This is a genomic window from Microbacterium sp. NPDC087868 (assembly GCF_044900755.1).
Taxonomy (GTDB): domain Bacteria; phylum Actinomycetota; class Actinomycetes; order Actinomycetales; family Microbacteriaceae; genus Microbacterium; species Microbacterium galbinum.
Genome location: NZ_JBJDNO010000003.1, coordinates 682,933 through 705,967 on the forward strand (window position 1 = coordinate 682,933; position 23,035 = coordinate 705,967).

At 70.4% G+C, this 23,035-nt stretch carries 23 protein-coding genes; 11 read left to right on the forward strand and 12 right to left on the reverse strand.

The genetic code is table 11. The features are described 5' to 3' along the window. Positions 1 to 56 precede the first annotated feature (56 nt). Positions 57 to 1,724 (reverse strand): ABC transporter substrate-binding protein, encoded by a 1,668-nt coding sequence (locus ACI2JZ_RS13445; protein WP_247957500.1) that lies wholly within the window; start codon positions 1,722 to 1,724, stop codon positions 57 to 59. Between the two features lie 127 nt (positions 1,725 to 1,851). Between ACI2JZ_RS13445 and ACI2JZ_RS13450 the strand changes: the two genes are divergently transcribed. Both ACI2JZ_RS13450 and ACI2JZ_RS13455 read left to right on the forward strand, forming a co-directional pair. Continuing rightward, entirely contained in the window at positions 1,852 to 2,532 is a 681-nt protein-coding gene (locus tag ACI2JZ_RS13450) for a TetR/AcrR family transcriptional regulator (RefSeq protein ID WP_247957573.1), read from the forward strand. Positions 2,533 to 2,650: 118 nt separating this feature from the next. Continuing rightward, positions 2,651 to 3,865 (forward strand): amidohydrolase, encoded by a 1,215-nt coding sequence (locus tag ACI2JZ_RS13455; protein WP_404598016.1) that lies wholly within the window; start codon positions 2,651 to 2,653, stop codon positions 3,863 to 3,865. A gap of 137 nt (positions 3,866 to 4,002) precedes the next feature. On the opposite strand, the gene moaA is transcribed toward ACI2JZ_RS13455, so the two are convergent. From moaA to ACI2JZ_RS13480, 5 genes are all read right to left on the reverse strand, one after another. Then, positions 4,003 to 5,085: a GTP 3',8-cyclase MoaA gene (moaA, locus tag ACI2JZ_RS13460; RefSeq protein WP_404598017.1), complete on the reverse strand. Its 1,083-nt coding sequence runs from the start codon at positions 5,083 to 5,085 to the stop codon at positions 4,003 to 4,005. Positions 5,086 to 5,216: 131 nt separating this feature from the next. Then, the gene (locus ACI2JZ_RS13465) at positions 5,217 to 6,275 is read right to left on the reverse strand and encodes an ABC transporter ATP-binding protein (RefSeq protein ID WP_404598018.1); all 1,059 of its coding nucleotides are present in this window, start codon (positions 6,273 to 6,275) and stop codon (positions 5,217 to 5,219) included. Further along, positions 6,272 to 7,060 carry a molybdate ABC transporter permease subunit gene (gene modB / locus ACI2JZ_RS13470; RefSeq protein WP_247633135.1) on the reverse strand — a complete coding sequence of 263 codons (789 nt, stop codon included), beginning with the start codon at positions 7,058 to 7,060 and terminating at the stop codon, positions 6,272 to 6,274. Before modB ends, ACI2JZ_RS13465 begins: the two co-directional genes overlap by 4 nt. Beyond that, positions 7,057 to 7,833, reverse strand: coding sequence for a molybdate ABC transporter substrate-binding protein (modA, locus tag ACI2JZ_RS13475; protein WP_404598019.1), 777 nt, complete (start codon positions 7,831 to 7,833; stop codon positions 7,057 to 7,059). Before modA ends, modB begins: the two co-directional genes overlap by 4 nt. A gap of 2 nt (positions 7,834 to 7,835) precedes the next feature. Then, positions 7,836 to 8,228 (reverse strand): molybdopterin-binding protein, encoded by a 393-nt coding sequence (locus tag ACI2JZ_RS13480; RefSeq protein ID WP_404598021.1) that lies wholly within the window; start codon positions 8,226 to 8,228, stop codon positions 7,836 to 7,838. A 188-nt stretch (positions 8,229 to 8,416) separates the two neighbouring features. Between ACI2JZ_RS13480 and ACI2JZ_RS13485 the strand changes: the two genes are divergently transcribed. The 5 genes from ACI2JZ_RS13485 to ACI2JZ_RS13505 are packed head-to-tail and all read left to right on the forward strand — an operon-like array spanning position 8,417 to position 11,412. Further along, positions 8,417 to 9,208 carry a HesA/MoeB/ThiF family protein gene (locus ACI2JZ_RS13485; RefSeq protein WP_404598022.1) on the forward strand — a complete coding sequence of 264 codons (792 nt, stop codon included), beginning with the start codon at positions 8,417 to 8,419 and terminating at the stop codon, positions 9,206 to 9,208. After that, the gene (gene glp, locus ACI2JZ_RS13490) at positions 9,205 to 10,452 is read left to right on the forward strand and encodes a gephyrin-like molybdotransferase Glp (RefSeq protein ID WP_404598023.1); all 1,248 of its coding nucleotides are present in this window, start codon (positions 9,205 to 9,207) and stop codon (positions 10,450 to 10,452) included. Before ACI2JZ_RS13485 ends, glp begins: the two co-directional genes overlap by 4 nt. Beyond that, positions 10,449 to 10,946, forward strand: coding sequence for a cyclic pyranopterin monophosphate synthase MoaC (gene moaC / locus ACI2JZ_RS13495; protein WP_404598025.1), 498 nt, complete (start codon positions 10,449 to 10,451; stop codon positions 10,944 to 10,946). The genes glp and moaC overlap by 4 nt, the downstream gene beginning before the upstream one ends. Next, the gene (locus tag ACI2JZ_RS13500; protein ID WP_336641158.1) at positions 10,943 to 11,176 is read left to right on the forward strand and encodes a MoaD/ThiS family protein; all 234 of its coding nucleotides are present in this window, start codon (positions 10,943 to 10,945) and stop codon (positions 11,174 to 11,176) included. The genes moaC and ACI2JZ_RS13500 overlap by 4 nt, the downstream gene beginning before the upstream one ends. A gap of 50 nt (positions 11,177 to 11,226) precedes the next feature. Continuing rightward, positions 11,227 to 11,412 carry a hypothetical protein gene (locus tag ACI2JZ_RS13505; protein ID WP_404598027.1) on the forward strand — a complete coding sequence of 62 codons (186 nt, stop codon included), beginning with the start codon at positions 11,227 to 11,229 and terminating at the stop codon, positions 11,410 to 11,412. An 84-nt stretch (positions 11,413 to 11,496) separates the two neighbouring features. Here ACI2JZ_RS13505 and ACI2JZ_RS13510 read toward each other — a convergent pair whose 3' ends face one another. The 5 genes from ACI2JZ_RS13510 to ACI2JZ_RS13530 all read right to left on the reverse strand — a co-directional run bounded on the left by ACI2JZ_RS13510 (position 11,497) and on the right by ACI2JZ_RS13530 (position 15,363). Next, the gene (locus ACI2JZ_RS13510; RefSeq protein WP_404598029.1) at positions 11,497 to 11,964 is read right to left on the reverse strand and encodes a hypothetical protein; all 468 of its coding nucleotides are present in this window, start codon (positions 11,962 to 11,964) and stop codon (positions 11,497 to 11,499) included. Positions 11,965 to 11,994: 30 nt separating this feature from the next. Beyond that, positions 11,995 to 12,435: a molybdenum cofactor biosynthesis protein MoaE gene (locus ACI2JZ_RS13515; RefSeq protein ID WP_247633143.1), complete on the reverse strand. Its 441-nt coding sequence runs from the start codon at positions 12,433 to 12,435 to the stop codon at positions 11,995 to 11,997. Continuing rightward, on the reverse strand, positions 12,432 to 12,920 hold the full coding sequence (locus ACI2JZ_RS13520; RefSeq protein ID WP_404598030.1) for a molybdenum cofactor biosynthesis protein B: 489 nt from the start codon (positions 12,918 to 12,920) through the stop codon (positions 12,432 to 12,434). Before ACI2JZ_RS13520 ends, ACI2JZ_RS13515 begins: the two co-directional genes overlap by 4 nt. A gap of 38 nt (positions 12,921 to 12,958) precedes the next feature. Further along, complete coding sequence (locus ACI2JZ_RS13525; RefSeq protein ID WP_404598031.1) at positions 12,959 to 14,590, reverse strand: molybdopterin-dependent oxidoreductase; 1,632 nt, start codon at positions 14,588 to 14,590, stop codon at positions 12,959 to 12,961. 74 nt (positions 14,591 to 14,664) lie between these two features. Further along, positions 14,665 to 15,363, reverse strand: a complete 699-nt coding sequence (locus tag ACI2JZ_RS13530; RefSeq protein WP_247623715.1) for a GTP pyrophosphokinase family protein — start codon at positions 15,361 to 15,363, stop codon at positions 14,665 to 14,667. A gap of 136 nt (positions 15,364 to 15,499) precedes the next feature. On the opposite strand from ACI2JZ_RS13530, the gene ACI2JZ_RS13535 reads away from it, so the two are divergent. After that, positions 15,500 to 17,581 (forward strand): APC family permease, encoded by a 2,082-nt coding sequence (locus ACI2JZ_RS13535; protein WP_404598033.1) that lies wholly within the window; start codon positions 15,500 to 15,502, stop codon positions 17,579 to 17,581. A gap of 116 nt (positions 17,582 to 17,697) precedes the next feature. Here ACI2JZ_RS13535 and ACI2JZ_RS13540 read toward each other — a convergent pair whose 3' ends face one another. Next, positions 17,698 to 18,867, reverse strand: coding sequence for an SLC13 family permease (locus tag ACI2JZ_RS13540; protein ID WP_404598034.1), 1,170 nt, complete (start codon positions 18,865 to 18,867; stop codon positions 17,698 to 17,700). Between the two features lie 211 nt (positions 18,868 to 19,078). Between ACI2JZ_RS13540 and ACI2JZ_RS13545 the strand changes: the two genes are divergently transcribed. Genes ACI2JZ_RS13545 through kdpB form a run of 3 tightly spaced genes read left to right on the forward strand, consistent with a single transcriptional unit; the run spans position 19,079 to position 23,027 of the window. After that, the gene (locus tag ACI2JZ_RS13545) at positions 19,079 to 19,168 is read left to right on the forward strand and encodes a potassium-transporting ATPase subunit F (RefSeq protein WP_247623718.1); all 90 of its coding nucleotides are present in this window, start codon (positions 19,079 to 19,081) and stop codon (positions 19,166 to 19,168) included. Further along, complete coding sequence (gene kdpA, locus ACI2JZ_RS13550; protein ID WP_404598036.1) at positions 19,168 to 20,847, forward strand: potassium-transporting ATPase subunit KdpA; 1,680 nt, start codon at positions 19,168 to 19,170, stop codon at positions 20,845 to 20,847. Before ACI2JZ_RS13545 ends, kdpA begins: the two co-directional genes overlap by 1 nt. Before the next feature lie 2 nt (positions 20,848 to 20,849). Then, the gene (kdpB, locus tag ACI2JZ_RS13555) at positions 20,850 to 23,027 is read left to right on the forward strand and encodes a potassium-transporting ATPase subunit KdpB (RefSeq protein WP_404598038.1); all 2,178 of its coding nucleotides are present in this window, start codon (positions 20,850 to 20,852) and stop codon (positions 23,025 to 23,027) included. Positions 23,028 to 23,035: the final 8 nt, after the last annotated feature.

The following is a 23,035-nucleotide window of genomic DNA, read 5'->3' on the forward strand; positions in this document are numbered from 1 at the left end:
GCTCAGGAACCGGTGCATGGCGACCGGTCCCTGAGCGAGCGGAGCGAGACGAAGGGCTACTCGGCGGGCTTCAGCTTCGTGAGGATCTGCACGATGTTCTGCTGCGTCGGGTCACCCGAGGCGTAGGGGTCCTCCTCCGACGGCCAGCCGACGTAGTTGCGCGTGTTGTACTCGCCCAGCAGCGGGTGCGCACCGAGCGGGATCGCCGGCACCTGCTCGACGAAGATCTTCTGCAGCGTGTCGAGCGATGCGGTGCGCTCCTCGTCGGAGGAGGCGTTCGCGTAGGTGTTCAGCGCCTCGGTCGCGGCGGGGTCCTCGAACCGGCCGAAGTTGAAGCCGGCGATGCCCTCCGGGGAGATCCAGCGCGGATCCATGGTCGAGGTGTACAGGCCGTAGGCCGTGCCGCTGTCCTCGAGCCAGTGGATGATCGCCGAGAACGTGCCGTTGTCGCGCGGGTCGGCCCAGCCGCCCCAGTCGGGCATGTCGATCTTGACCTCGGCGCCGATGGACTCCTTGACGTCTTCGGCGATGAGCTCCTGCGCGGTGTTCCAGTCGCTCCAGCCCGAGGGCACCGAAAGCGTGAACGAGACGGGCGTGCCGTCGGGGTCGACGAGCGCGTCGTCCTTCCACGTATAGCCCGCGCCCTCCAACAGGTCGCGCGCCTTCTCGGCATCCACCTCGTAGTTCTGACCCGCGAACTCGGGCTGGATCTCGTCCTCGAGGATCGACGACAGACCGGTCACCGACCACACGGGCTCGCTCGCGCCCTCGCGGGCGATGTCGACGTAGGCGTCGCGGTCGATCACCCAGGCGAGCGCCTGACGGAACGCCGGGTCGTCGAACGGCTTCTCCTGCAGGTTCATGAACAGCGTCGCCGATCCCGTGGTCGGGGCGACGAAGAACTTGTTGTGCTCGGGGTCGGCCGAGAGGAACTGCTCTTCGATCTGCGGGATGAAGGCCTGCGCCCAGTCCGCCTCGCCCTGCGCGAGGGCGGTGGTCAGAGCGGTGTTGTCGCCGTACGAGACGTAGTGCAGCTCGGGCACGGCGAGGTCGCCGCCCCAGTAGTCGTCGCGGGCCTCGAGGGTGACCGACTCGGTCGACCAGTTCGAGAGGACGTAGGGGCCGGTGCCCACGAGGTCGTCGCCCGTGACCGGGTCGGTGGCCGGCTCGTCGAGGTTCTCCCAGATGTGCTTCGGCACGATCGGCACGTGCAGCACGCGCGCCTGGTTGACGTACTTCGACTCTCCGAAAGTGAGGGTCACGGCGTCGCCGTCGACGGTCGCCCCCTCGAACTTCAGGCCGGCGGTGTCGAGCGCGGGGGTCGAGACGAGCTCGTAGGTGAAGACGATGTCGTCGGCGGTGAAGGGTTCGCCGTCGCTCCAGGTGACGCCCTCACGCGGCACGACCGTGAGCTGCGTGTAGTCGTCGTTCCACTCGATGCTCTCGGCGAGCCACGGGGTGACGCCGCGGTCGCCGGTCTGGTTGACGAGCCCGAGGGTCTCGAAGATGACCTTGCCGTACCCGTACTTCGAGGCGGCGGAGTCCCCGACGTAGGGGTTGTTCGACTCGGTGGTGATCGCGCCGTCGGGCTTGGCGATCGTGAGGGCGGCGGAGCCGGCGCCGTCACCGGCATCCGATGATCCACCGGACGAGCATCCGGCGAGCGCGGTGGTGCCGAGCGCGGTGACCGCCGCGAGGGCGATCAAGGACCTTCTGAGCTTCATTGCTTCTCCTTGGGGGGCACGGGTCATTGTGCTGCGTTGCCGTCGAGCGGTCGGTCGATCGACGGCGTCGTGATTTGCTTACTGGCGAGAAAGTAAGCTTTCGTGAGGTTACCTACTGGTGAGTAAGATGGCAAGCCTGAACACCAACGACGGGGGTCCCGTGAACGAGAGCAGCGAGAAGTCGCGGGTGCGCCCGGCGACCCGCGCCAAGCGCGAGCTGATCCTCCAGGCCGCCGTCGAGATCTTCGGCAACAAGGGATCGACCAACGGCACCCTCGCCGATGTCGCCGAACAGGTGGGCATGACCCACGCCGGCGTGCTCCACCACTTCGGCTCGAAGCAGAAGCTGCTGCTCGAAGTGCTCGCCTATCGCGACCAGGCCGACGTCGCAGACCTCGCCGAGAAGCACATCCCCGACGGGCCCGAGCTGTTCCTGCACCTCGTGCGCACCGCGTTCGCCAACGAGCTGCGCCCCGGCATCGTGCAGGCGTACACCGTGCTCTCGTCGGAGTCGGTCACCGACCACCACCCCGGACGCGAGTACTTCGAGGAGCGCTACACGACCCTCCGCCGCGAGGTGACCGCCGCGTTCCACGAGCTCTGCGCGCAGGAGGGCGTCACCGCACCCGACACGATCGCCGCGGCATCCGCCAGCATCCTCGCCGTCATGGACGGCCTGCAGCTGCAGTGGCTGCTGCACCCCGACCTCATCGAGCTCGGCGAGACCAGCGCCTTCGCCATCCAGGCGATCGTCACCGCGGTGCTGCGCCCCGGCCCCGCCCTCGAGACCTACGTCGCGGGCGCCTGACCCGGGCGACCCCGTGCACTGATCGGTGCGAAACGCCGGTTCTGGAGGCTCACTCCCGACGTTCTGCACCGATCGGTGCACCAGGCGCGACCCGCTCGCCGCCGGATAGGCTCGGGCCATGACGATCGATCTCGAAGCGCTCTACGTCGACCTGCACCAGCACCCCGAACTCTCCTTCCAGGAGACCCGCACCGCCGGCATCGCCGCCGGCCACCTGCGCGACCTCGGACTCGAGGTGCACGAGGGCGTCGGGGTGACGGGCGTGGTCGGCATCCTGACCAACGGCGACGGCCCGGTCGTGTGGGTGCGCGCCGACATGGACGCACTGCCCGTGGGCGAGCAGACCGGCCTCGCCTACGCGAGCACCGCGACCGGCATCGACCCCGCCGGCAACACCGTGCCCGTCATGCACGCCTGCGGCCACGACATGCACGTGACCGCGATGATCGGTGCCGTCGAGAAGCTCGTCGCCGAGCGCGCCGAGTGGTCGGGCACGCTCGTCGTGCTCATCCAGCCCGCCGAGGAATATGGCGCCGGCTCCCGCGCGATGCTCGACGACGGGCTGCTCGACATCGCCCCGAAGCCCGACATCGTGCTCGGCCAGCACGTCACCCCGCTGCCCGCCGGCACGATCGGGGTGCGCCCCGGCACGCAGATGGCGGCATCCGACGGCCTCACCGTCATCCTGCACGGACGCGGCGGGCACGGCTCTCGCCCGCACTCCACGATCGACCCGATCGTGATGGCCGCGGCCACCGTCATGCGCCTGCAGACCATCGCCTCGCGCGAGGTTGACCCGCGCGATGTCGCCGTCGTGACCGTGGGCTCGATCCACGCCGGACTCAAGAACAACATCATCCCCGCCGAGGCGAAGCTCGAGCTCAGCCTGCGATACCCGAACGACGAGATGCGCGACCGCGTGCTCGCGAGCGTCGAGCGCATCGTGCGCGCCGAGGCCGCGGCATCCGGAGCCGAGCGCGAGCCCGAGATCCGCACCGACCACACCCTGCCGCCCACGATCAACGATGCGGATGCCACGGCCCGCGTCACCCGAGCGCTGCAGAGTGTTCTCGGGGAGGCATCCGTCGTCGATCCCGGCATGTTCACCGGCAGTGAGGACGTCTCCTGGTTCGCCCGTGACACCGGCGCGCCCCTCGTGTTCTGGTTCTGGGGCGGCGTCGACCCGGCGACGTTCGCGGCGGCGATGGCCGGCGGCACGCTCGACAAGGACATCCCCACCAACCACTCGCCGTACTTCGCGCCGGTCATCCACCCGACGATCGAGGTCGGGGTCACCGCGATGTCGGCCGCCGCGCGGGAGTTCCTGGGCTGAGGCGGCGGCGGGCCCGTGCACTAACTCAGGAAGAACAGGTCGGATTGCCCGTTCGAGCCCGGTTTCAGCGCGTTTCGACGAGTTCTTCCTGAGTTAGGGCCACCCGCCCGCGCGTAACTCCGCGGAGAACCGCCCGCTCAGCCGCCGATCGCGTTCATCCCCCGGGCGGGCTGCAGGAACGACGGGTCGTCGATCGCATGGCCCGGCAGTTTTCCGAGGATGCAGGACCGCAGCAGGTCGGCGATCCGGTCGTCGCGCTGTCCGGGAACGGATGCTTCGCCCCGCAGCAGCGTCGTGAGGTCGTACTCGTCGTTCGAGAAGAGGCAGTTGCGCAGCTGCCCGTCGGCGGTGAGCCGCAGGCGGTCGCAGGCACCGCAGAACGGGGCGGTGACCGAGGCGATGACGCCCACCTCGTGGGGTCCGCCGTCGATGCGCCATTTCTCGGCGGGCGCTCCCCCGCGTCCGGGAACGGGCTCGAGCGACCACCGCTCACCGAGGGCTTCGAGGATCTCCTCGCGCGTGACCATCGTCGCGCGATCCCAGGTGTGCCCCGCGTCGAGCGGCATCTGCTCGATGAAGCGCAGCTGCGCGCCGACGCCCATCGCGAACGCCACGAGGTCGGCGAGCTGGTCGTCGTTGACGCCGCGCATGGCGACGGCGTTGAGCTTGAGCGGTCGCAGTTCGGATGCCGCGGCCGCCGCGATGCCCTCGAACACGTCGTCGAGCCGGTCGCGTCGGGTGAGGTCGGCGAAGCGCTGCCGGTCGATCGTGTCGATGCTGATGTTCAGGCGCGTGAGACCCGCGTCGATGAGTGCGGGGAGCTTCTGGGCCAGGCTGATCCCGTTGGTCGTCATCGCGACCTCGACCGGGCCGTCCTCCCCCTGGATGCGCGAGATGCGCCGCACGACGTCGACGATGTCGGGCCGCAGGAGCGGCTCGCCACCGGTGAGACGGAACGTGCGGATGCCGAGGGCGGCGGCCACCTCGGCGACCTCGACGATCTCGTCGGTCGAGAGGATGCTGGTGCGGGCGAGCCACTCGTTGCCCTGCTCGGGCATGCAGTAGGTGCAGCGCAGCGAACAGCGGTCGGTGAGGGAGATGCGCAGGTCGCGGTGCACGCGGCCGTGGCTGTCGACGAGTCCGCGCGGGTCGACCGCCGCCCGCTCACGGGACTCGGCAGCGGGCGCTCGGCGGCCGATCACGACCGGTACGGCCGTCATCGCTCCCCCTCGATCCCCGTCATCCTCCGAGAATAGCCGCTGGAATACCGGTCAGGGCGGGCGCGTCGGCGATCGACGGGGGATTGCCAGGGCGAGGCGGTCGGCCCGCCCGAACGGATGCCGCCGCCGACTCAGTCGACGGCCACGAACCGCACGGCAGCCGGATCGACGCTCACCCGCACCGTGCTCCCGACCGCCAGCCCCCCGGCATCCGCCAGCGGCACGTCGACGACGCCGATACCGGTCCGCGCCCGCACTCCGGAGAGGGTCTGCTCCAGATCCGCGATGGTGGTGGCCCAGGCATCCCCGCGCGCATCCACCGCTTCCCCGACCAGCCGCGCATCCTCCGGGCGGAACACCGCGGCCAACGCGGCCCCGTCGACCGCGGCGAGCGCCCGCGACGCGGCATCCGCACTCGCGAGTCGCACCTCGCCGGCCACCCAGTCCCCGCCGTCCGCGGCGCCGACCAGGCGATTCACCCCGCCGATGCTGGCGACGAAGTCCGACGCCGGCTCGCCCAGCACCTCACGCACCGGTCCGCTCTGCGTGACCCGCCCCGCCTCGATGACGAGCAGCCGGTCGGCGAGCGCCACCGCATCGGCGGCATCGTGGGTGACGGCGACGGTCGTGACGCCGGCGAGCTGCTCGCGCAGCATTCTGCGGATGCCGGCCGCCGTGTCGGGGTCGAGGGCGACGAGCGGCTCGTCGAGCAGCACGGCCCGCGGCGAGGCGGCGAGCGCGCGGGCGACGGCGACGCGCTGGCTCTCGCCGCCCGACAGCTCGTGCGGCATCCGATCGCCGGCGCCGGGGAGGCCGACGCGTTCCAGCCAGGCATCGGCGGATGCCCGGGCCTGGCGAGCCGCGACGCCGGCCGACCGCGGGCCGAAGGCGACGTTCTCGCGCACGGAGAGGTGCGGGAAGAGGCGGGCGTCCTGTCCGAGCAGCACGATTCCTCGGTGCATGGGGGCGACCTGCACCCGGGGCGCGGCGGTGCGGTCGACGACCTGCTCGCCGATGGAGATCTCGCCGCCGCCGAGTGACACGAGCCCGGCGAGCGCCTGCAGCAGCGTCGACTTTCCTGCGCCGCTCGGGCCCATCACCGCGACCGTCTCACCGGCGGCGACGGCGAGGGCGACGTCGACCGCGAAGTGCTCGCGCTCGACGACCACATGCGCCCGCAGCGCCGTCATCGCGCCGCCCCCGGCCGCCAGCCCCGCACGAGCAGGAGCACCGCGATCGCGGTCGCGAGCAGCAGCAGCGCGAGGGCCACCGCCGCGCCCTGCGAGACGCCCGCACCGTTGAACGCGGTGTAGATCGCCAGCGGCATGGTCTGCGTGACCCCCGGCCGGTTGCCCGCGAAGAGCGCGGTCGCCCCGAACTCGCCGATCGCCCGGGCGAAGCACAGCACGACGCCCGCGACGATGCCGGGAGCCGCGAGGGGGAGGGTGATCCGGCGCAGGATCGTCCAGCGTCCGGCACCGAGGGCAGCGGCCGTGCGTTCGTGATCGACCCCGGCGGCGCGCACGGCTCCCTCGACGGCGAGCACGAGGAACGGCAGGGCGACGAACGACTGCGCCAGCACGACCGCGGGAGTGCTGAACGACAGGCCGAGCCCGCCGAGCCACCCCGCGCGCCCGAAGAGGTAGAGGAGCGCGACGCCGCCGACCATCGGCGGCAGCACGAGCGGCACGGTCACCACGGCGCGCAGCACCGCCGCGACGCGGGGGCCGGAGCGCGCGATGAGCAGGGCGAGCGGCACACCGACGACGATGCAGAGCAGCGTGGCGACGAGTCCCGTGCCGAGCGAGAGAACGAGTGCGGAGCGCGCGGCATCCGAGGTCACGTCGTCGAGGAACGTCGCCCACTCGACCCGCGAGATCAACGCGATCAGCGGCAGCAGCAGGAAGACGAGCCCGATCGTCGCGGGGATCGCGAGTGCGCGCGGGGCGTACCCCGGCACGCGGGCGGCGCTCACGGCTTCCCGAATCCGAACTCCGCGAGGATGGCCTGTCCGGCATCCGACAGCACGAAGGTGACGAAGGCCTGCGCGGCATTCGGGTTCGGGGCATCCGCGAGGGCGGCGATCGGATAGTGGTTCACGACGTCGTCGGCGTTCTCGGGCACGACGCCCTCGACGTCGTCACGGCCGATCACATCGGTGGCGTAGACGAGGCCGGCGTCGGCCTCGCCGGTCTCGACCTTCGTGAGCACCGCGGTGACGTTCTGCTCGAGGCTCGCGGCCTCGATCGTGACGCCGGCCGCATCGAGGAGCTTCGAGGATGCCGCACCGCACGGCACCTCGGTCGCGCACAGCACCGTCGTCACGTCGGCGAGATCGGCGAGGTCGGCGATGCCCTTCGGATTGCCGGCGGGAACGGCGATCACGAGGGTGTTCGAGGCGAACAGCTCCGGATCGACGGCGGCATCTCCGGCCTTGTCCATGTTGGCCTCGTCGGCCGAGGCGAACACGTCGGCCGGGGCGCCTTCGAGGATCTGCGTCACGAGGGTGGAGGAGCCGTCGTACACCGGCACCACGGTCACGTCGGGGTGCTCGGCCGTGAACGCCGTGGCGATCTCGTCGAACGCGCCCGCCAGTGAGGCCGCGGCGTAGACGGAGACCTCACCGTCGAGGGTGTCGGCCGCGGCATCCGTCGACGATGGGGCGGGCGCCGCGTTCGCGCACCCCGCGAGCGCGAGTGCGAGCGCGGCGATGCCGACGGCGGTGGAGCGGCGCAGGGAGCGGTGCATGGTCACCCCTTCGGGACTTCGATGACGACCTGGGTCGCTTTGACGGAGGCGGTGGCGAGCGAGCCGACCTCGAGCCGCAGGTCGCGCGCGGCCTCGGCCGACATGAGCGACACCACCCGATGGGGCCCGGCCTGGATGTCGATCTGCGCCATCAGTCCCTCGATCTGCACGCGCGTGACGATGCCGACGAAGCGGTTGCGGGCGCTCGAGAGGGAGTCGCTCTGCGCGGTCGCCTCGTCGGCGAGCTCGAGGGCGCGGGCGGCGAGGGCATCGCCGGGGATCTCGGCGGGCGTGGAGTCGGTCACGGGCAGCAGACCCTGATCGACCCAGCGGCGCACCGTATCGTCGCTGACCCCGAGAAGCTGGGCGGCTCGTGCGATCCGATACGTCTGCATAGACACGAATCTACCGCACATGCGGAGATTCCGAACCCAGAAATCCGCACAAACGGAGAGTAGATCTTCACCCGCAACCGATCTCTCCGTGAGGGGTCACCACACGCCGGATGCGGGCCACGTGTCGCGGCGTGTCTTGACCCCTCACGGGCCTCCGGAACGGCGAGCGCACGGCATACCCTGAACCCATGGACCCGCTCGTCGCCCCCGCACCGACCCTCGACCCGACCGAGCTCGTGCGCACCGCGCGTCACGCCGTGCTCGGCGGTATCGGCGAAGAGGGGCAGCGTCGCCTCAGCGCCGCGCACGTCGCGGTCGTCGGCGCCGGCGGCCTCGGCTCGCCCGCCCTGCTCGCGCTGGCCGCGGCCGGCATCGGTACCCTCACCGTGATCGACGACGACGTGGTCGAACTCACGAACCTGCAGCGTCAGCTCGCCCACCGCGTCGACGACATCGGCACCCCGAAGACCGCCTCTGCGGCGCGCGCGATCACGGCCCTCGCCCCGCAGACCACCGTCGTGCAGAGCCCCGAGCGCCTCTCCCCCGACAACGCCGAGAGGCTGCTCGCGGGCGCCGACATCGTCGTCGACACGAGCGACTCCTTCGAGACGCGGCGGGCCGTCGCCGCGGCATCCGAAGTCCTGGGCGTCCCCCTCGTCTGGGGCGCGGTGCAGGAATGGCACGCGCAGGTGACGGTGTTCTGGTCGGATCCGCCCGCATCGGATGCCGTCGTGCTGGCCGACCTCTTCCCGATCGGCACCGAGGGCGAACCGCCCAGCTGCGCGCAGGTCGGCGTGCTCGGCGCGCTGTGCGTGCAGGTCGGCGGGATGCTGGCGGGCGAGGTCGTGAAGCTCGTCACGGGTGCCGGCGACCCGCTGCTGGGTCGCCTGGCCGTGATCGACGCCCTCTCGGCGCGGCAGCACGAGGTCGCGATCCGCCCCGCGGGCCCGGCCCGCGTCGCGACGGAGGTCACGGCGTGAGCGCCGCACCCGGGGGCCGCCGCACGGTCGAGGAGCAGCTCGCGCGCGTGCTCGACGCGGTGCGTCCGTTGCCGTCGGAGACCCGCGCGATCCGCGACGCCTCCGCCCGCACCCTCGCCGCCGATGCGACCGCCGCGCACGACATCCCGCTCTTCGACAACTCCGCGATGGACGGCTTCGCCGTGCGGTACGCGGATGTCGCGACGGCATCCGCCGATGCCCCCGTCACCCTGCGCGTCGTCGCCGATCTGCCTGCCGGGGTCTCGGACGACCCGGCGCTCGCCCCCGGCGAGGCTGCCCGCATCATGACCGGTTCGCCGGCGCCGACCGACGCCGACGCGATCGTCCCCTTCGAAGACACCGCAGGCGGCCTCGCCGACTCTCTCAGCGAGGTGCGGGTGCTGCGCGCGCCGGCGAAACCGGGCGTATTCGTGCGACGCCGGGGAGCCGACCTCTCCGCCGGCGACCCCGTCGTGCGCGCCGGGGAACGGCTCGGCGCGTTCCAGATCGCCGCGGCCGTCGCCGCCGGGATCGCCGAGGTCGCCGTGCGCCGCGCACCGCGCGTGGCGGTCGTGTCGACCGGCAGCGAGCTGCTCGCCCCCGGCGATGCCGTCGTGCGGGGGCGCATCCCCGATTCGAACGGCCCGCTCCTCGAACAGTTGGTCGGTGGGGCGGATGCCGAGGTGGTGCTGGTCGCCCGCGTGGCCGACGAGGCGGATGCCGTGCGCGCGGTCACGGCCGAAGCGGTCGCCCTCGGCGCCGACGTGATCGTGTTCACGGGCGGTGTGAGCGCCGGAGCCTACGAGCCCGTGCGCGGGGCGTTCGACGGCGGCGGCGAGGTCGAGTTCGCGAGCGTGTCGATGCAGCCCGGCAAGCCGCAGGCGTTCGGCGTGCTCGATTCCGGCACGCTGGTCTTCGGCCTGCCCGGCAACCCGGTGAGCGTCGCGGTGTCGTTCGAGGTGTTCGTGCGGCCGGCGTTGCTGGCGATGCAGGGCCGGGCCGCGATCCACCGGCCGCTCGCATCGCTGACCGCGGATGCCGCGTGGACCACCCCTCCGGGCCGGCGCCAGTATCTTCCGGCCGTCGTCGACCTCGTCGCCGGCACCGTGCGTCCCGCGACCGCGGGAGGGTCCGGCTCGCACCTGGCGGGAGGACTCGCACGGGCGCAGGCGTTCGCGATCGTCCCGGCCGAGGTGGAAGCCGTCGCCGTCGGCGATCGGATCGATGTCATGCTGGTGGAATGAGCTTCACCCACCTGGATGCCGCCGGTCACGCGCACATGGTCGACGTCACTCTCAAGCAGCCGACCGTCCGCACCGCCACCGCTCGGGGATTCGTGCGCTGCAGCACCGACGTGGTCGCCGCTCTGCGTGACGGCACCACCCCGAAGGGCGACGTCATCGCCGTCGCCCGCATCGCGGGTATCCAGGCTGCGAAGTCGACGGCATCCCTGCTGCCCCTCGCCCACGTGATCGGCGTGCACCGGGCGAGCGTCGACCTCGATATCGTCGACGACGGCGTGCAGATCGAAGCCACCGTCGGCACCGCCGACCGCACCGGCGTCGAGATGGAGGCGCTCACCGCCGTCTCGGTCACGGCGCTCGCGGTCGTCGACATGGTCAAGGGACTCGACCGCTCGGTCGTGATCGAAGACGTGCGCATCACCGCCAAGTCGGGCGGGCGCTCGGGCGACTGGGTGCGGCCCGGCGAGTCCGGTCCCGGCGAGGCATCCGCATGACCCGCGTGCGCTACTTCGCCGCCGCCGCCGAAGCCGCGGGGACGGATGCCGAGGAGCGCACCGAGCCCACGTTGGCCGGGCTCCGGGCCGCGGTCGTCGCCGACCACCCGGCACTCGCCGACATCCTGCCGCGCTGCGCCGTGATGGTCGACGGCGTGCGCAGCGATGAAGATCGCTCTCTCGACGGGGTCGAGCTCATCGACGTGCTCCCACCCTTCGCGGGCGGCTGATCGATGCTCTCGCGTGGCGATGCGGGCGTGTGGACGGCGAGAGACACACCGTGACGGGCGAGATCCCCGATGGGCTACGGTCGTGCCCGGAGGACGGGATGATCGTGATTGCCGGCAAGTCTCCCGAGGTGTCGGTTCTTCCTCGCGATCCCCAGAAGACGTCGATCGGAGAGTACGACTTCCAGGGATTCGAGCAGCGCGACGGAACCGCATCCTTCACGGTCACCTGTCCGTAACCCTCGCGGCTTCTCGAGATTCGGTGGCGAGAACGGAACTCACCTGGACTGAATCAGAATCCGGTCCGGGGTGTCACCCGATCGCTAAGGGGTGCCGTCGTTCGCACCAGGGCAGATGTCGCCGAGTTCAGCGAGTGCAGTGGTGGTGGCCTCATCGGCGGCTGCGATATCGGCGGTCAGAGTTCCATCCGCCCACGTGTCGGGATCCTCGTGTGCTCTCTCCCAGATCGGGATGAACCGTGCAGCGGCGTCACGCACGGCGAGAACGGCGTCTTTCACCTCGGTGTCATCGAGCTTCCCCGCAACGGCCGCCAGCTTCTCATCGGCCCCGGTGTGGAACGAGAGCATCGTGGACGGGCCGTAGGTGGTGAGGCCATCTGCACTCTCAGCGAGCTGGGCGGTGTACTCCGGGAGCTCGTCGACGACGATCTGGCAGGACGCCTCTCTCTGGGAAGCGTCGGATTCGTCTGCCGTCTCAGCCGTCGTGCCGACGCACCCGGAGAGCGGAAGTACGGCCAGCAGAGCGACGCTGGCGAAAACGCGGGTCTTCATGATGTCCATCCTTGCGAGAACTGGTGGAGGTCAGCCGCCGATACCCTTCCACGACGAGGTGCCGTCGGACTCGTGCTGGCGCTTCCACACCGGAAGGTCGCGCTTGATCGCCTCGATGATCTCACGGCACACGGCGAAGGCCTCGGCCCGGTGCGCGGATGCCACCGCGATCACGACGGCGGCGTCCCCCACGGCCAGCTGACCGATGCGGTGGCTGACAGCGACGAGTGCGCCGGTGCCACCCTCGGCCCCGCCCTCGGCCTCCGCGGCGATCCGCCGCAGGGTGACGGTGGCGTCGGGGTGGGCGCTGTACTCGAGTCCGATCACCGGGGTGTCGGCATCCGGGTCGTTGTCGCGCACGCGCCCGACGAAGGTCGTCACCGCGCCGAGGCGCGGGTCGTCGACCGCGGCGAGGTGCGCGTCGAGGTCGAGCGGGTGCTCGACGATCGCGGCGATGCGGACGTCGTTCATCCGTGGTCCCCGCCGGCGAGCTGGTCGACGATGTGCGCGGCGACCGTGAGCACGATCGGGATGCCGGACGAGACGGCGTTCGTGGAGCCGGGCAGGTTCACCAGGAGCGCGCCGAACGGGTCGACGACGCCGGCGAGGCCCCGCGACAGCACCGACTTCGGGGTGTCGGCGAGACCGTGACGACGCAGCTCCTCGGCGAGCCCGGGAAGCTCGCGCGTGATCACCGGACGGGTGCCCTCGGGCGTCTCGTCGCGCGGAGCGATCCCCGTGCCGCCGGTCGTGATGATCAGCTTCGCACCGCGGGCCAACGCGCGTCGCAGAGCGTCGGAGACGGAGTCGGCGCCATCGGCGACGATCTCGGCATCCGGGCAGTGCCATCCCGCTTCTCGGAGCAGCCCGACGGCGATGGGGCCGCCGCGATCCTCGCGCTCTCCCGCGAACGATCGGTCGGACACGGTGATCACACAGGCGGAGGGCGAGGTCATGCGTCCACCCTAGGACGCGCCGGGGCCACCCGCACCGATCAGTTGACCCGCACGAGCGAGCGCTGCCAGCCCGACGAGCCGTTCGGCGCGATCGGCGCGCGCTCCTCGATCTGCGTGTCGCCGTTCTTGTTGATCGCCCGCACCGCCACGTAGTGGGTGCCCGGGGTCGCGTCCCATTCCATGAACCACTGCACCCAGGTGTCGTCGTTGATGGCCTTCGACAGCGTCACCGGGGTCCATTCGCCGTTGTCGATGCTGACCTCGACCCGGTCGATGCCCACCGACTGCGCCCAGGCGACCCCGGCGATCGGAATGCGTCCGGCCTCGACCGCCTCGCCGAGCTTCGGGGTGTCGACGCGCGACGAGAACTTGATCGGCGCCTCGGCGCTGTACCCGCGCGGGGTCCAGTAGGCCTCGTCGTCGGCGAAGGTGGTGACCTTGAGCTCGGTGAGCCACTTCGTCGCCGAGACGTAGCCGTAGAGGCCCGGCACGACCATGCGCACCGGGAACCCGTGCTCGAGCGGCAGCGGCTCGCCGTTCATCGCCACCGCGAGGATCGCATCGAGGTTGTCGTCGGTCAGCGACGCCAACGGCGTGCTGGCGGTGTAGCCGTCGACGCTGCGCGAGAGAACCATGTCGGCACCGGACTTCACGCCGGCCTTGGCGAGCACGTCGCGGATCGGCACGCCGAGCCACTTCGCGTTGCCGACGAGTTCGCCGCCGACCTCGTTCGACACGCAGGTCAGGGTGATGACGTACTCGTCGAGCCCCATGTCGAGCAGATCCTGGAAGCTCATCTCGACCCGCTCGTCGACCATGCCGTCGATCACGAGGCGCCAGGTGTCGGGGTCGATGGTCGGAACGGTGAGCGCCGTGTCGACCCGGTAGAAGTCCTCGTTCGGGGTGAAGAGCGGACTGATCCCCGGCACGTCGAGCTCGGCGCCGTCGGGGATGGTGACGGTGCTGTTGGGGGTGGGGAGCTTCAACGCCTTGCGGATGCTCTCCACCGACGAGACCGTCATGCTCACCGCGCGTGATGCCACCCCGACGACGACGGCCGAGATGCCGGCGATCGCGGCGAGGCCGAAGAACCCGCGACGGCTGACGCCGACCTTCGTGTCGGCGGTGGCGAGGTCGGTGGGAGACGGCTTGGTGATCGGGGGGGTCGAGGGGGCGACGGCGGGCTTCTTCGCCGCGGCCGGAGCCAGGGCGGCCTCGCGCCAGCGGCGCAGGCGGCGGATCAGCAGCACGAGGATGACGGCACCCGCGACCGTGCCGAGCACGGGAGGCAGGAAGGCCAGGGGCGTCACCCCGGCGCGCGTCATGATCGCCGCGGTCGACAGCACGCCGGCGATGCCGAGTGCGATCACACCGAGCGGGGCGCGCACGAGCTGCAGGATGCCGGCGATCGCCGAGGCGATGACCACCGCCAGTCCGAGACCGGCGAGCAGGGCGATCTTGTCGTACTCGCCGAAGGTCGCGATCGCGAACTCCTTGAACGGCTGCGGCACGATGTCGATGACGAACCCGCCGACGGCCAGCACCGGGCTCGCCGCGCGGGCGACGAGCAGGGCGAACAGCTCGGCGACGGCGAGGAACACCGCGCCGCTGATCAGGCCGGCCAGCGCCGCCCACGCGATGAACCGCTTTCCACTACGCCGATCGGCCATGATGCCCTCCTCGTCCACCGGTGACGGTGCTCCCCGGTTCTTCGGAGCGGACGACCGATCGGATGGCGCCGAGGCTACACCTCGACGATGCGCGGCGGGGGAGGCGGGGCGAGCTGGCGCTTCGGCACCCCGTGCGCCTCGCGGTGCAGCCGCTCCATCCGGGTGTCGAGTTCGGCGGCGGCCTCGGCCGCATCGCTCAGGCTGTCGACGAGATGCGAGGGCACCTGGTTCGAGAACTTGTAGTAGATCTTGTGCTCGAGGCTGGCCCAGAAGTCCATTGCGATCGTGCGGAACTGCACCTCGACCGGCACCGACAGCGCACCGGTCGAGAGGAACACCGGCACCTCGATGATCGCGTGCAGGCTCTTGTAGCCGTTGGGCTTGGGGGTGGCGATGTAGTCCTTCACGACCCGCACGGTGATGTCGTCCTGCGCGGTGAGCAGATCGAACAGCCGGTAGACGTCGGCGACGAAGCTGCACGTGACGCGGACGCCCGCGATGTCGGTGATCTCGGAGCGGATGAGCTCGAAGTCGGGCTCGTCGATGCCCTTGCGCGCGAGCTTCTCGACGATGCTGTCGGGAGACTTCAGCCGGCTCTTGACGTGCTCGATCGGGTTGTACGCGTGGTCGTGAGTGAACTCGTCGCGCAGGATCGAGATCTTCGTCTCGACCTCGCGCATGCCGAACTCGTACTCGCGCAGGAACCGCTGGAACTGGTCCCGCAGGGCCTTGGTCTCCTGGATCGAGATCTCATCGACGGGGAGGGTGGTCATGATGTCGACGTTATCCACCCGTGATCGGAAACGGCTGTGCATCCGTCCGCCCGCCGCGTGAGGATTTCGTGAGGGCGCCCGCCCGGGCCGTAGGGATTCCGTGAGGATGCCGTCAGGATGCCGTTCGGCAGGAGTAGTGTCGCCGGACGTGTCGGAAGAATTCAAAGAGGGCGGCGATGCGCCGGCGGTCAAGCGCATCCTCATCGGCGAACCCCTGACGAGCGCCCAGGTCGACGACCAGTTGCTGCCGAAGCGCATGGCCCTGCCGATCTTCGCGTCGGATGCCCTCAGCTCGGTCGCCTACGCCCCGCAGGAACTCGTGATGATCCTGCTGATCGGCGGGCTCACGTTCCTCTCCTTCACCCCGCTCGTCGCGGTGGCGGTCGTGGTGCTGCTGATCGTGGTCGTGCTCAGTTACCGCCAGCTCATCAAGGCGTATCCCTCGGGCGGCGGCGACTACGAGGTCGCCTCGAAGAACCTGGGCGAGATCCCCGGCGTGATCGTGGCGGCCGCCCTGCTCGTCGACTACGTGCTGACGGTCGCGGTGTCGGTCGCGTCCGGTGTCGACAACATCATCTCGGCACTGCCCGGCCTCGACCCGTTCCGCGTGGAGCTGGCGGTCGGGTTCGTGATCCTCATCATCATCGTGAACCTGCGCGGAGTGCGCGAGGCATCCCTCGTCTTCGCGATCCCCACCTACGTCTTCATCGGCTCGGTCGGGTTGATGATCGTGACCGGACTGGTGCGCACGTTCCTCGGCGATGCGCCGGTCGCCTCCAGTGCCGACTTCTCGGTGCAGGCCGAGAACCTCAGCCAGGCCGCGGTGATCCTGCTGATCCTGCGCGCCTTCTCGAGCGGATGCTCCGCCCTCACCGGCGTCGAGGCCGTGTCGAACGGGGTGCCCGCCTTCCGCGCGCCGAAGGTGCGCAACGCGCAGTCCACGCTGGTGCTCATGGGCACGATCGCGATCTGCCTGTTCTCCGGCCTCACCGCCCTCGCGCTCATCACCGGCGTGCACTACGCCGAGAACCCCTGCGATCTCATCGGCTTCGACTGCACGAACCCGCAACCCAGCCTCATGGCGCAGATCGCTTCCGCGACGTTCGGCGGTGGAAGCATCCTGTTCTTCGTCGTGCAGGCCGCCACCGCGTGCGTGCTGCTGCTCGCGGCCAACACCGCGTTCAACGGATTCCCGCTGCTGGGCGCCGTGCTCGCACGCGACGGCTACGCCCCGAAGTCGCTCAATACCCGCGGCGACCGCCTGGTGTTCTCGAACGGCATGATCCTGCTGGGCATCGCCGCGATCGTCGTGCTCGTGGTGTTCCAGGCGAAGCTGACGACGCTGATCCAGCTGTACATCATCGGCGTGTTCGTGTCGTTCTCGCTCGGCCAGATCGGCATGGTGCGGCACTGGCGGCGCGTGCTGCGCGGGCACGGTGCGGCCTCTCACGACGGGGCCGAGGCATCCGATCGCCGATCCGCCCGCGTGGGCCTGGTGATCAACTCCGCCGGCGCGACGCTCACCGTGCTGGTGCTCCTGATCGTCACGATCACCAAGTTCACGCACGGCGCGTACCTGGTGTTCTTCGCCATCCCGATCCTCGCGTTCCTCATGCTCGGCGTGAAGCGGTACTACCGCGACGTCGACCACGAGATCGCGATCGACGACACGACCCGGTTCGGGGCGTCCGGCGACGTCGCCATCGTGCTCGTCAACCACCTGCAGAAGCCGGTCATGAAGGCGATCGACTACGCGATCGCCGCGAAGCACGACAAGACCCTGGCCGTGCACGTGGCCGTCTCGGCGGATGCCGCCGCCGCCGTGCAGAAGGACTGGAAAGACCACCTCGTGCCGATCCCGCTGGTGATCGTCGAGTCGCCGTACCGGTCGTTCGCGCAGCCGGTCACGCAGTTCATCACGCAGTACCGCGAGAAGCACGGCTCGTCGGTGGTGACCGTCTACCTGCCGCAGTACATCGTCGGGCACTGGTGGGAATCGTTCCTGCACAACCGCCGCGCCCGCCGTCTCGCGAACCAGCTCATGCTCGTGCACGGCGTCTCGATCACCCTCGTGCCGTGGCTGCTCGACTCGTCGGAGCTCATCTACGGACGCCGCTCGCGCCCGCTGCCCGGGCAGGAGCGAGCCGGTCGCCCGGTCGCCCCGGTGGTCGTCTCGGGTCGCCGTGCCCACCGGCCGGAGGGTCCGCCGCAGGAGTAGGTCGCGTCTCTTCGGAGGCGGAGCTCTCGGCGTTGGGCGGAGTTCTCGCCGTTGGGCGGAAGAATCGGACGAGAACATCCGCCTGACAGGGAGTTCTCCGCCCATCGACGTGCGACTCAGGCCACCAGCAGCAGCGCCAGTACCGCCACCGCGACGGTCGGGATCGCGGCGATCGCGCCCCACATCATGAACCGGCCCCAGCGGATCTCGACGCCGAGAGCAGTGATCCGGTGGTGCCACAGCAGGGTCGCGAGCGATGCCCACGGCGTGATGAGTGGACCGAGGTTCACCCCGATCAGCAGTGCCATGAGCGCGACGGGGTCGCCGGCCGCGGGCTCGAGCACGAGATACGCCGGCAGGTTGTTGATCGCGTTGGCGCTGACCGCGCCGAGAGCGGCGAGACGGAAGAGGTCGCCAGGACCGTCGCCGGCGATCGGGGTCGTCAGGAAGTCGAGGATGCCGCGGGCGTGGAGCGTCTCGACGATCACGAACAGGGCCCCCGCGAGCGCGAGCGCCTGCCAGGGCACGAGACCGAGCCGCAGCGCGCGGCGCCGGCGAACGGCGAACAGCACGATCAGGGCGAGAGCGGCGACGGATGCCGGGATCCACACGTCGTGCGTGAGAGCGAGCAGCGGCATCAGCACGAGCAGGATGCCGGTCGCCGACCAGAAGAGAACGGGGTCGGCCGCGCGCCGGGGCGGCGGCACCTCGTAGGCGGAGAACACCGTGCGCCGATGCACGAGGGTGAGGATCGCCACCGGGATCAGGATGCCGACGAGGGTCGGCGCCCAGCTCAGCGCGAAGAACGCCCCCGGACCGCCCATCTGGGACGCCGCGAGCAGGTTGGTGAGGTTCGACACCGGCAGAGCCAGCGATGCGGTGTTCGCGAGCCACACGGTCGCCAGCGCGAAGGGGATCGGCGGCACCCCGATGCTCTGCGCCAGCACCACCACCACGGGCGTGACGATCACGGCGGTCGTGTCGAGCGAGAGGAACACCGTGCTCACGACGGCGAGCGCGATCACGAGCCCCCAGAGCAACAGAACTCGACCGCGACCCCAGCGGGCGAGGCGCTGGGCCACCACGTCGAACACGGCGGCGTCGCGGGCGAGCTCGGCGACGATCGTGATCGCGACGACGAACCCGAGCACGGGGGCGATGCGCTCGCCGAGGGCACCGGCATCCGCCCCCGGCAGAATGCCGGCGAGCACGCACACGACCGCGGCGACGACGAGCCCGCCGACGATCCACGCCCCCGCTCCGACCCGCCGCTTCGTGTCTCCCACCTCGTGAGCATAGATCTCCCGAGCCCCGGAGGAGCGGATGCCGTTGGGGAAGCGCATGTATCGGAGCGAGCACCGTAGGGGAACCGTCAGGATCGTCGAAACGCCGCGCGCCGAGGGCTTGTATCGATGACGTGCTCGACATCCTCTACCTCGCGCTGACTCTCGCGCTGTTCGCCCTCGTCTCGTTCGCCGCGAAGGGGGTGGAGAAGCTGTGATCGTCTTCGAGATCATCGCCGCGGCCCTCGCCGCCGCGGCCGTCGTCTACCTCGTGATCGCCCTCGTCGCGGCGGAGCGCATCTGATGGGCGCCGAGATCTGGTTCGGCGTGCTGCAGGCCGCCGTCCTCATCGTCGCCCTCGTGCTGCTCTACCGCCCGCTCGGCGACTACATCGCGCACGTCTTCACGAGCCCGCGCGACGCCCGCATCGAGCGCGGCGTGTACCGCGTGATCGGCGTCGACCCGGCATCCGAGCAGACCTGGCGGGCCTACGCCCGCAGTGTGCTGGCGTTCTCGGTCGTGGGCCTGCTGCTCGTCTACGGACTGCAGCGGCTGCAGGCGTTCCTGCCCGAGTCGCTCGGCCTGCCCGCCGTGCCCGAGGGCCTCGCGTTCAACACCGCGGCGTCGTTCGTGGCCAACACCAACTGGCAGTCGTACTCGCCCGAGCAGACCATGGGCTACACCGTGCAGCTCGCGGGCCTCACGGTGCAGAACTTCGTGTCGGCGGCGGTGGGCCTCGCGGTCGCGGTCGCGCTGATCCGCGGCATCGCCCGCCGCGGCTCGACCACGATCGGCAACTTCTGGGTCGACCTGATCCGCGGACTCGGACGCCTGCTGCTGCCGATCTCGATCCTCGCGGCGCTCGCCCTGCTCGCGGGCGGTGTCGTGCAGAACTTCGCCGGCTTCACCGACATCACCACGGTCGCCGGGAACCCGCAGACGATCCCGGGCGGACCCGTCGCCTCGCAGGAGGCCATCAAGCTGCTCGGCACGAACGGTGGCGGCTTCTTCAACGCCAACTCCGCGCACCCCTTCGAGAACCCCACCGGGTTCACCAACCTGCTGCAGATCCTGCTGATCCTCGCGATCCCGTTCGCGCTCCCCCGCACGTTCGGCCGCATGGTGGGCGACCACCGCCAGGGCTACGCGATCGCCGCCGTGATGGGCACGATCTTCCTCGTCTCGACGTTCGCGCTCTCGGCCCTCGAACTCGCCGGCCGCGGCACCGCCCCTGAGCTCGCCGGAGCCGCGATGGAGGGCAAGGAGGTGCGCTTCGGCATCCTGGGTTCGACCCTGTTCGGCAGCGCGAGCACCCTCACCTCCACCGGTGCGGTCAACTCGATGCACGACTCGTACACGGCGCTCGGCGGCATGATGCCGATGCTCAACATGATGCTCGGCGAGGTCGCCCCCGGTGGCGTCGGATCGGGCCTGTACGGAATGCTCGTCCTCGCGATCCTCGCCGTCTTCGTCGGCGGGCTGCTCGTGGGCCGCACGCCCGAATACCTCGGCAAGCGCATCGGCCCGAAGGAGATCAAGCTCGCGAGCCTGTACATCCTCGTCACGCCGACCCTCGTCCTCCTCGGCACGGCGCTGAACTTCGCGATCCCCGGCATCCGGGCGGACGTCGAGGCCACCAGCATCCTGAACCCCGGTGTGCACGGCATGAGCGAGGTGCTCTACGCGTTCACCTCGGCGGCGAACAACAACGGCTCGGCGTTCGCCGGTCTCACCGCCAACACCCCGTGGTTCAACACCGCACTCGGCGTGGCGATGCTGCTCGGGCGCTTCCTGCCGATCGTTCTCGTGCTCGCCCTGGCAGGTTCCTTCGCCGCGCAGGAGAAGGTGCCCGAGACCGTCGGCACCCTGCCCACCCACCGGCCGCAGTTCGTCGGCCTCCTCCTCGCCGTGACGGTCATCGTCACCGCGCTCACCTATTTCCCGGTGCTCACCCTGGGCCCGCTCGCCGAAGGACTCGTCTGACCATGACACTCATCACCACTCGAGAAGCGGATGCCACGGCATCCGCGCCGTCCACCGAAAAGGCGCCGCGCACGTTCGGCTGGCCGCAGCTCGGCGCCGCCCTGCCCGGTGCGCTGCGCAAGCTCAATCCCGCCGCCCTCGTGCGCAACCCCGTGATGCTGATCGTCTGGGTCGGCGCCGCGTTCACGACCGTGCTCGCGATCGCCGAGCCGTTCCTCGGCGGCCCCGGAGAGTCGGGCGGCACCCCCGTGCCCGCGCCGTTCACCGCCGGGATCGCCGTGTGGCTGTGGCTCACCGTGCTCTTCGCGAACGTCGCCGAGTCGGTCGCCGAGGGCCGCGGCAAGGCTCAGGCCGCGAGCCTGCGCAAGACCCGCACGAGCACCATGGCGCGACGGGTTCTCGCGGGGTGGGACCCTTCGACAGGCTCAGGGACCCAGCTTCTCGACGCGGAGACGGCGACCGAGAGCGTCTCGTCGGCCGAACTGCAGCGCGACGACCTCGTGATCGTCCAGGCGGGCGAGCTCATCCCGGGCGACGGCGACATCGTCGCGGGCATCGCGACCGTCGACGAGTCGGCGATCACGGGCGAGAGCGCCCCGGTGATCCGCGAGTCGGGCGGCGATCGCAGCGCCGTCACCGGCGGTACGCGCGTGCTGTCCGACCGGATCGTCGTGCGCATCACCTCCCAGCCGGGCGAAACGTTCGTCGACCGCATGATCGCACTCGTCGAGGGTGCGAGCCGTCAGCGCACTCCGAACGAGATCGCGCTGAACATCCTGCTCGCGAGCCTGTCGATCGTGTTCGTGATCGTCGTGCTCGCCCTCAACCCGATCGCGTCGTACGCGGCGTCGCCGGTCAGCATCCCGGTGCTCATCGCCCTGCTCGTGTGCCTCATCCCGACGACGATCGGCGCGCTGCTCTCGGCCATCGGCATCGCCGGAATGGACCGCCTCGTGCAGCGCAACGTGCTCGCGATGTCGGGCCGTGCGGTCGAAGCCGCCGGAGACGTCACCACGCTCCTCCTCGACAAGACCGGAACGATCACCTACGGCAACCGCCGCGCCCACGAGGTGCTGCCGCTGCCCGGCGTCGACGCCGACGAGCTGCTGCGCGTCGCCGCTCTCGCCTCGCTCGCCGACCCCACGCCCGAGGGCGCGTCGATCGTCGATCTGGCGGCGAGCCGCGGCATCCGCATCGACGAGCAGACGGATGCCGTCGTCGTGCCGTTCACGGCGCAGACGCGCATGAGCGGCCTCGACCTCGCCGACGGCACGCAGATCCGCAAGGGCGCCGGCTCCGCGGTGCGGGCGTGGCTCTCCGAGGGCTCCGCCCAGACGGATGCCGAGGTGATGAGCCGCACGGATGCCGTCGCCTCCAGCGGCGGAACGCCCCTCGTCGTCGCGGTGAAGGGCCCTTCGACAGGCCCAGGGACCGGCAAGGAGGAGATCCTCGGCGTCGTGCACCTGAAGGACATCGTCAAGGACGGCCTGCGCGAGCGGTTCGACGAGCTGCGCAGCATGGGCATCCGCACCGTCATGATCACGGGCGACAACCCGCTCACCGCGAAGGCGATCGCCGCCGAGGCCGGGGTCGACGACTTCCTCGCCGAGGCGACCCCCGAAGACAAGCTCGCCCTCATCCAGCGCGAGCAGGAGGGTGGTCGTCTCGTCGCGATGACCGGCGACGGCACGAACGACGCTCCGGCGCTCGCGCAGGCCGACGTCGGCGTGGCGATGAACACCGGCACGTCGGCGGCGAAGGAGGCCGGCAACATGGTCGACCTCGACTCCGACCCGACCAAGCTCATCGACATCGTGCGCATCGGCAAGCAACTGCTCATCACGCGCGGCGCCCTCACCACGTTCTCGCTCGCGAACGACATCGCCAAGTACTTCGCCATCATCCCGGCGATGTTCATGGGCGTCTTCCCCGGCCTCGCGGTGCTCAACGTCATGCAACTGCACTCCCCGGCATCCGCCGTGACCAGCGCGATCATCTTCAACGCGATCGTGATCGTGTTCCTCATCCCGCTGGCGCTGCGCGGCGTGAAGTACCGCCCGGCGAGCGCCTCGCAGATCCTGCAGCGCAACCTGCTCATCTACGGGCTCGGCGGCGTGATCGCCCCGTTCATCGGCATCAAGCTGATCGACCTCGTCGTCAGCCTCCTCCCCGGCTTCTGAAAGGCCCC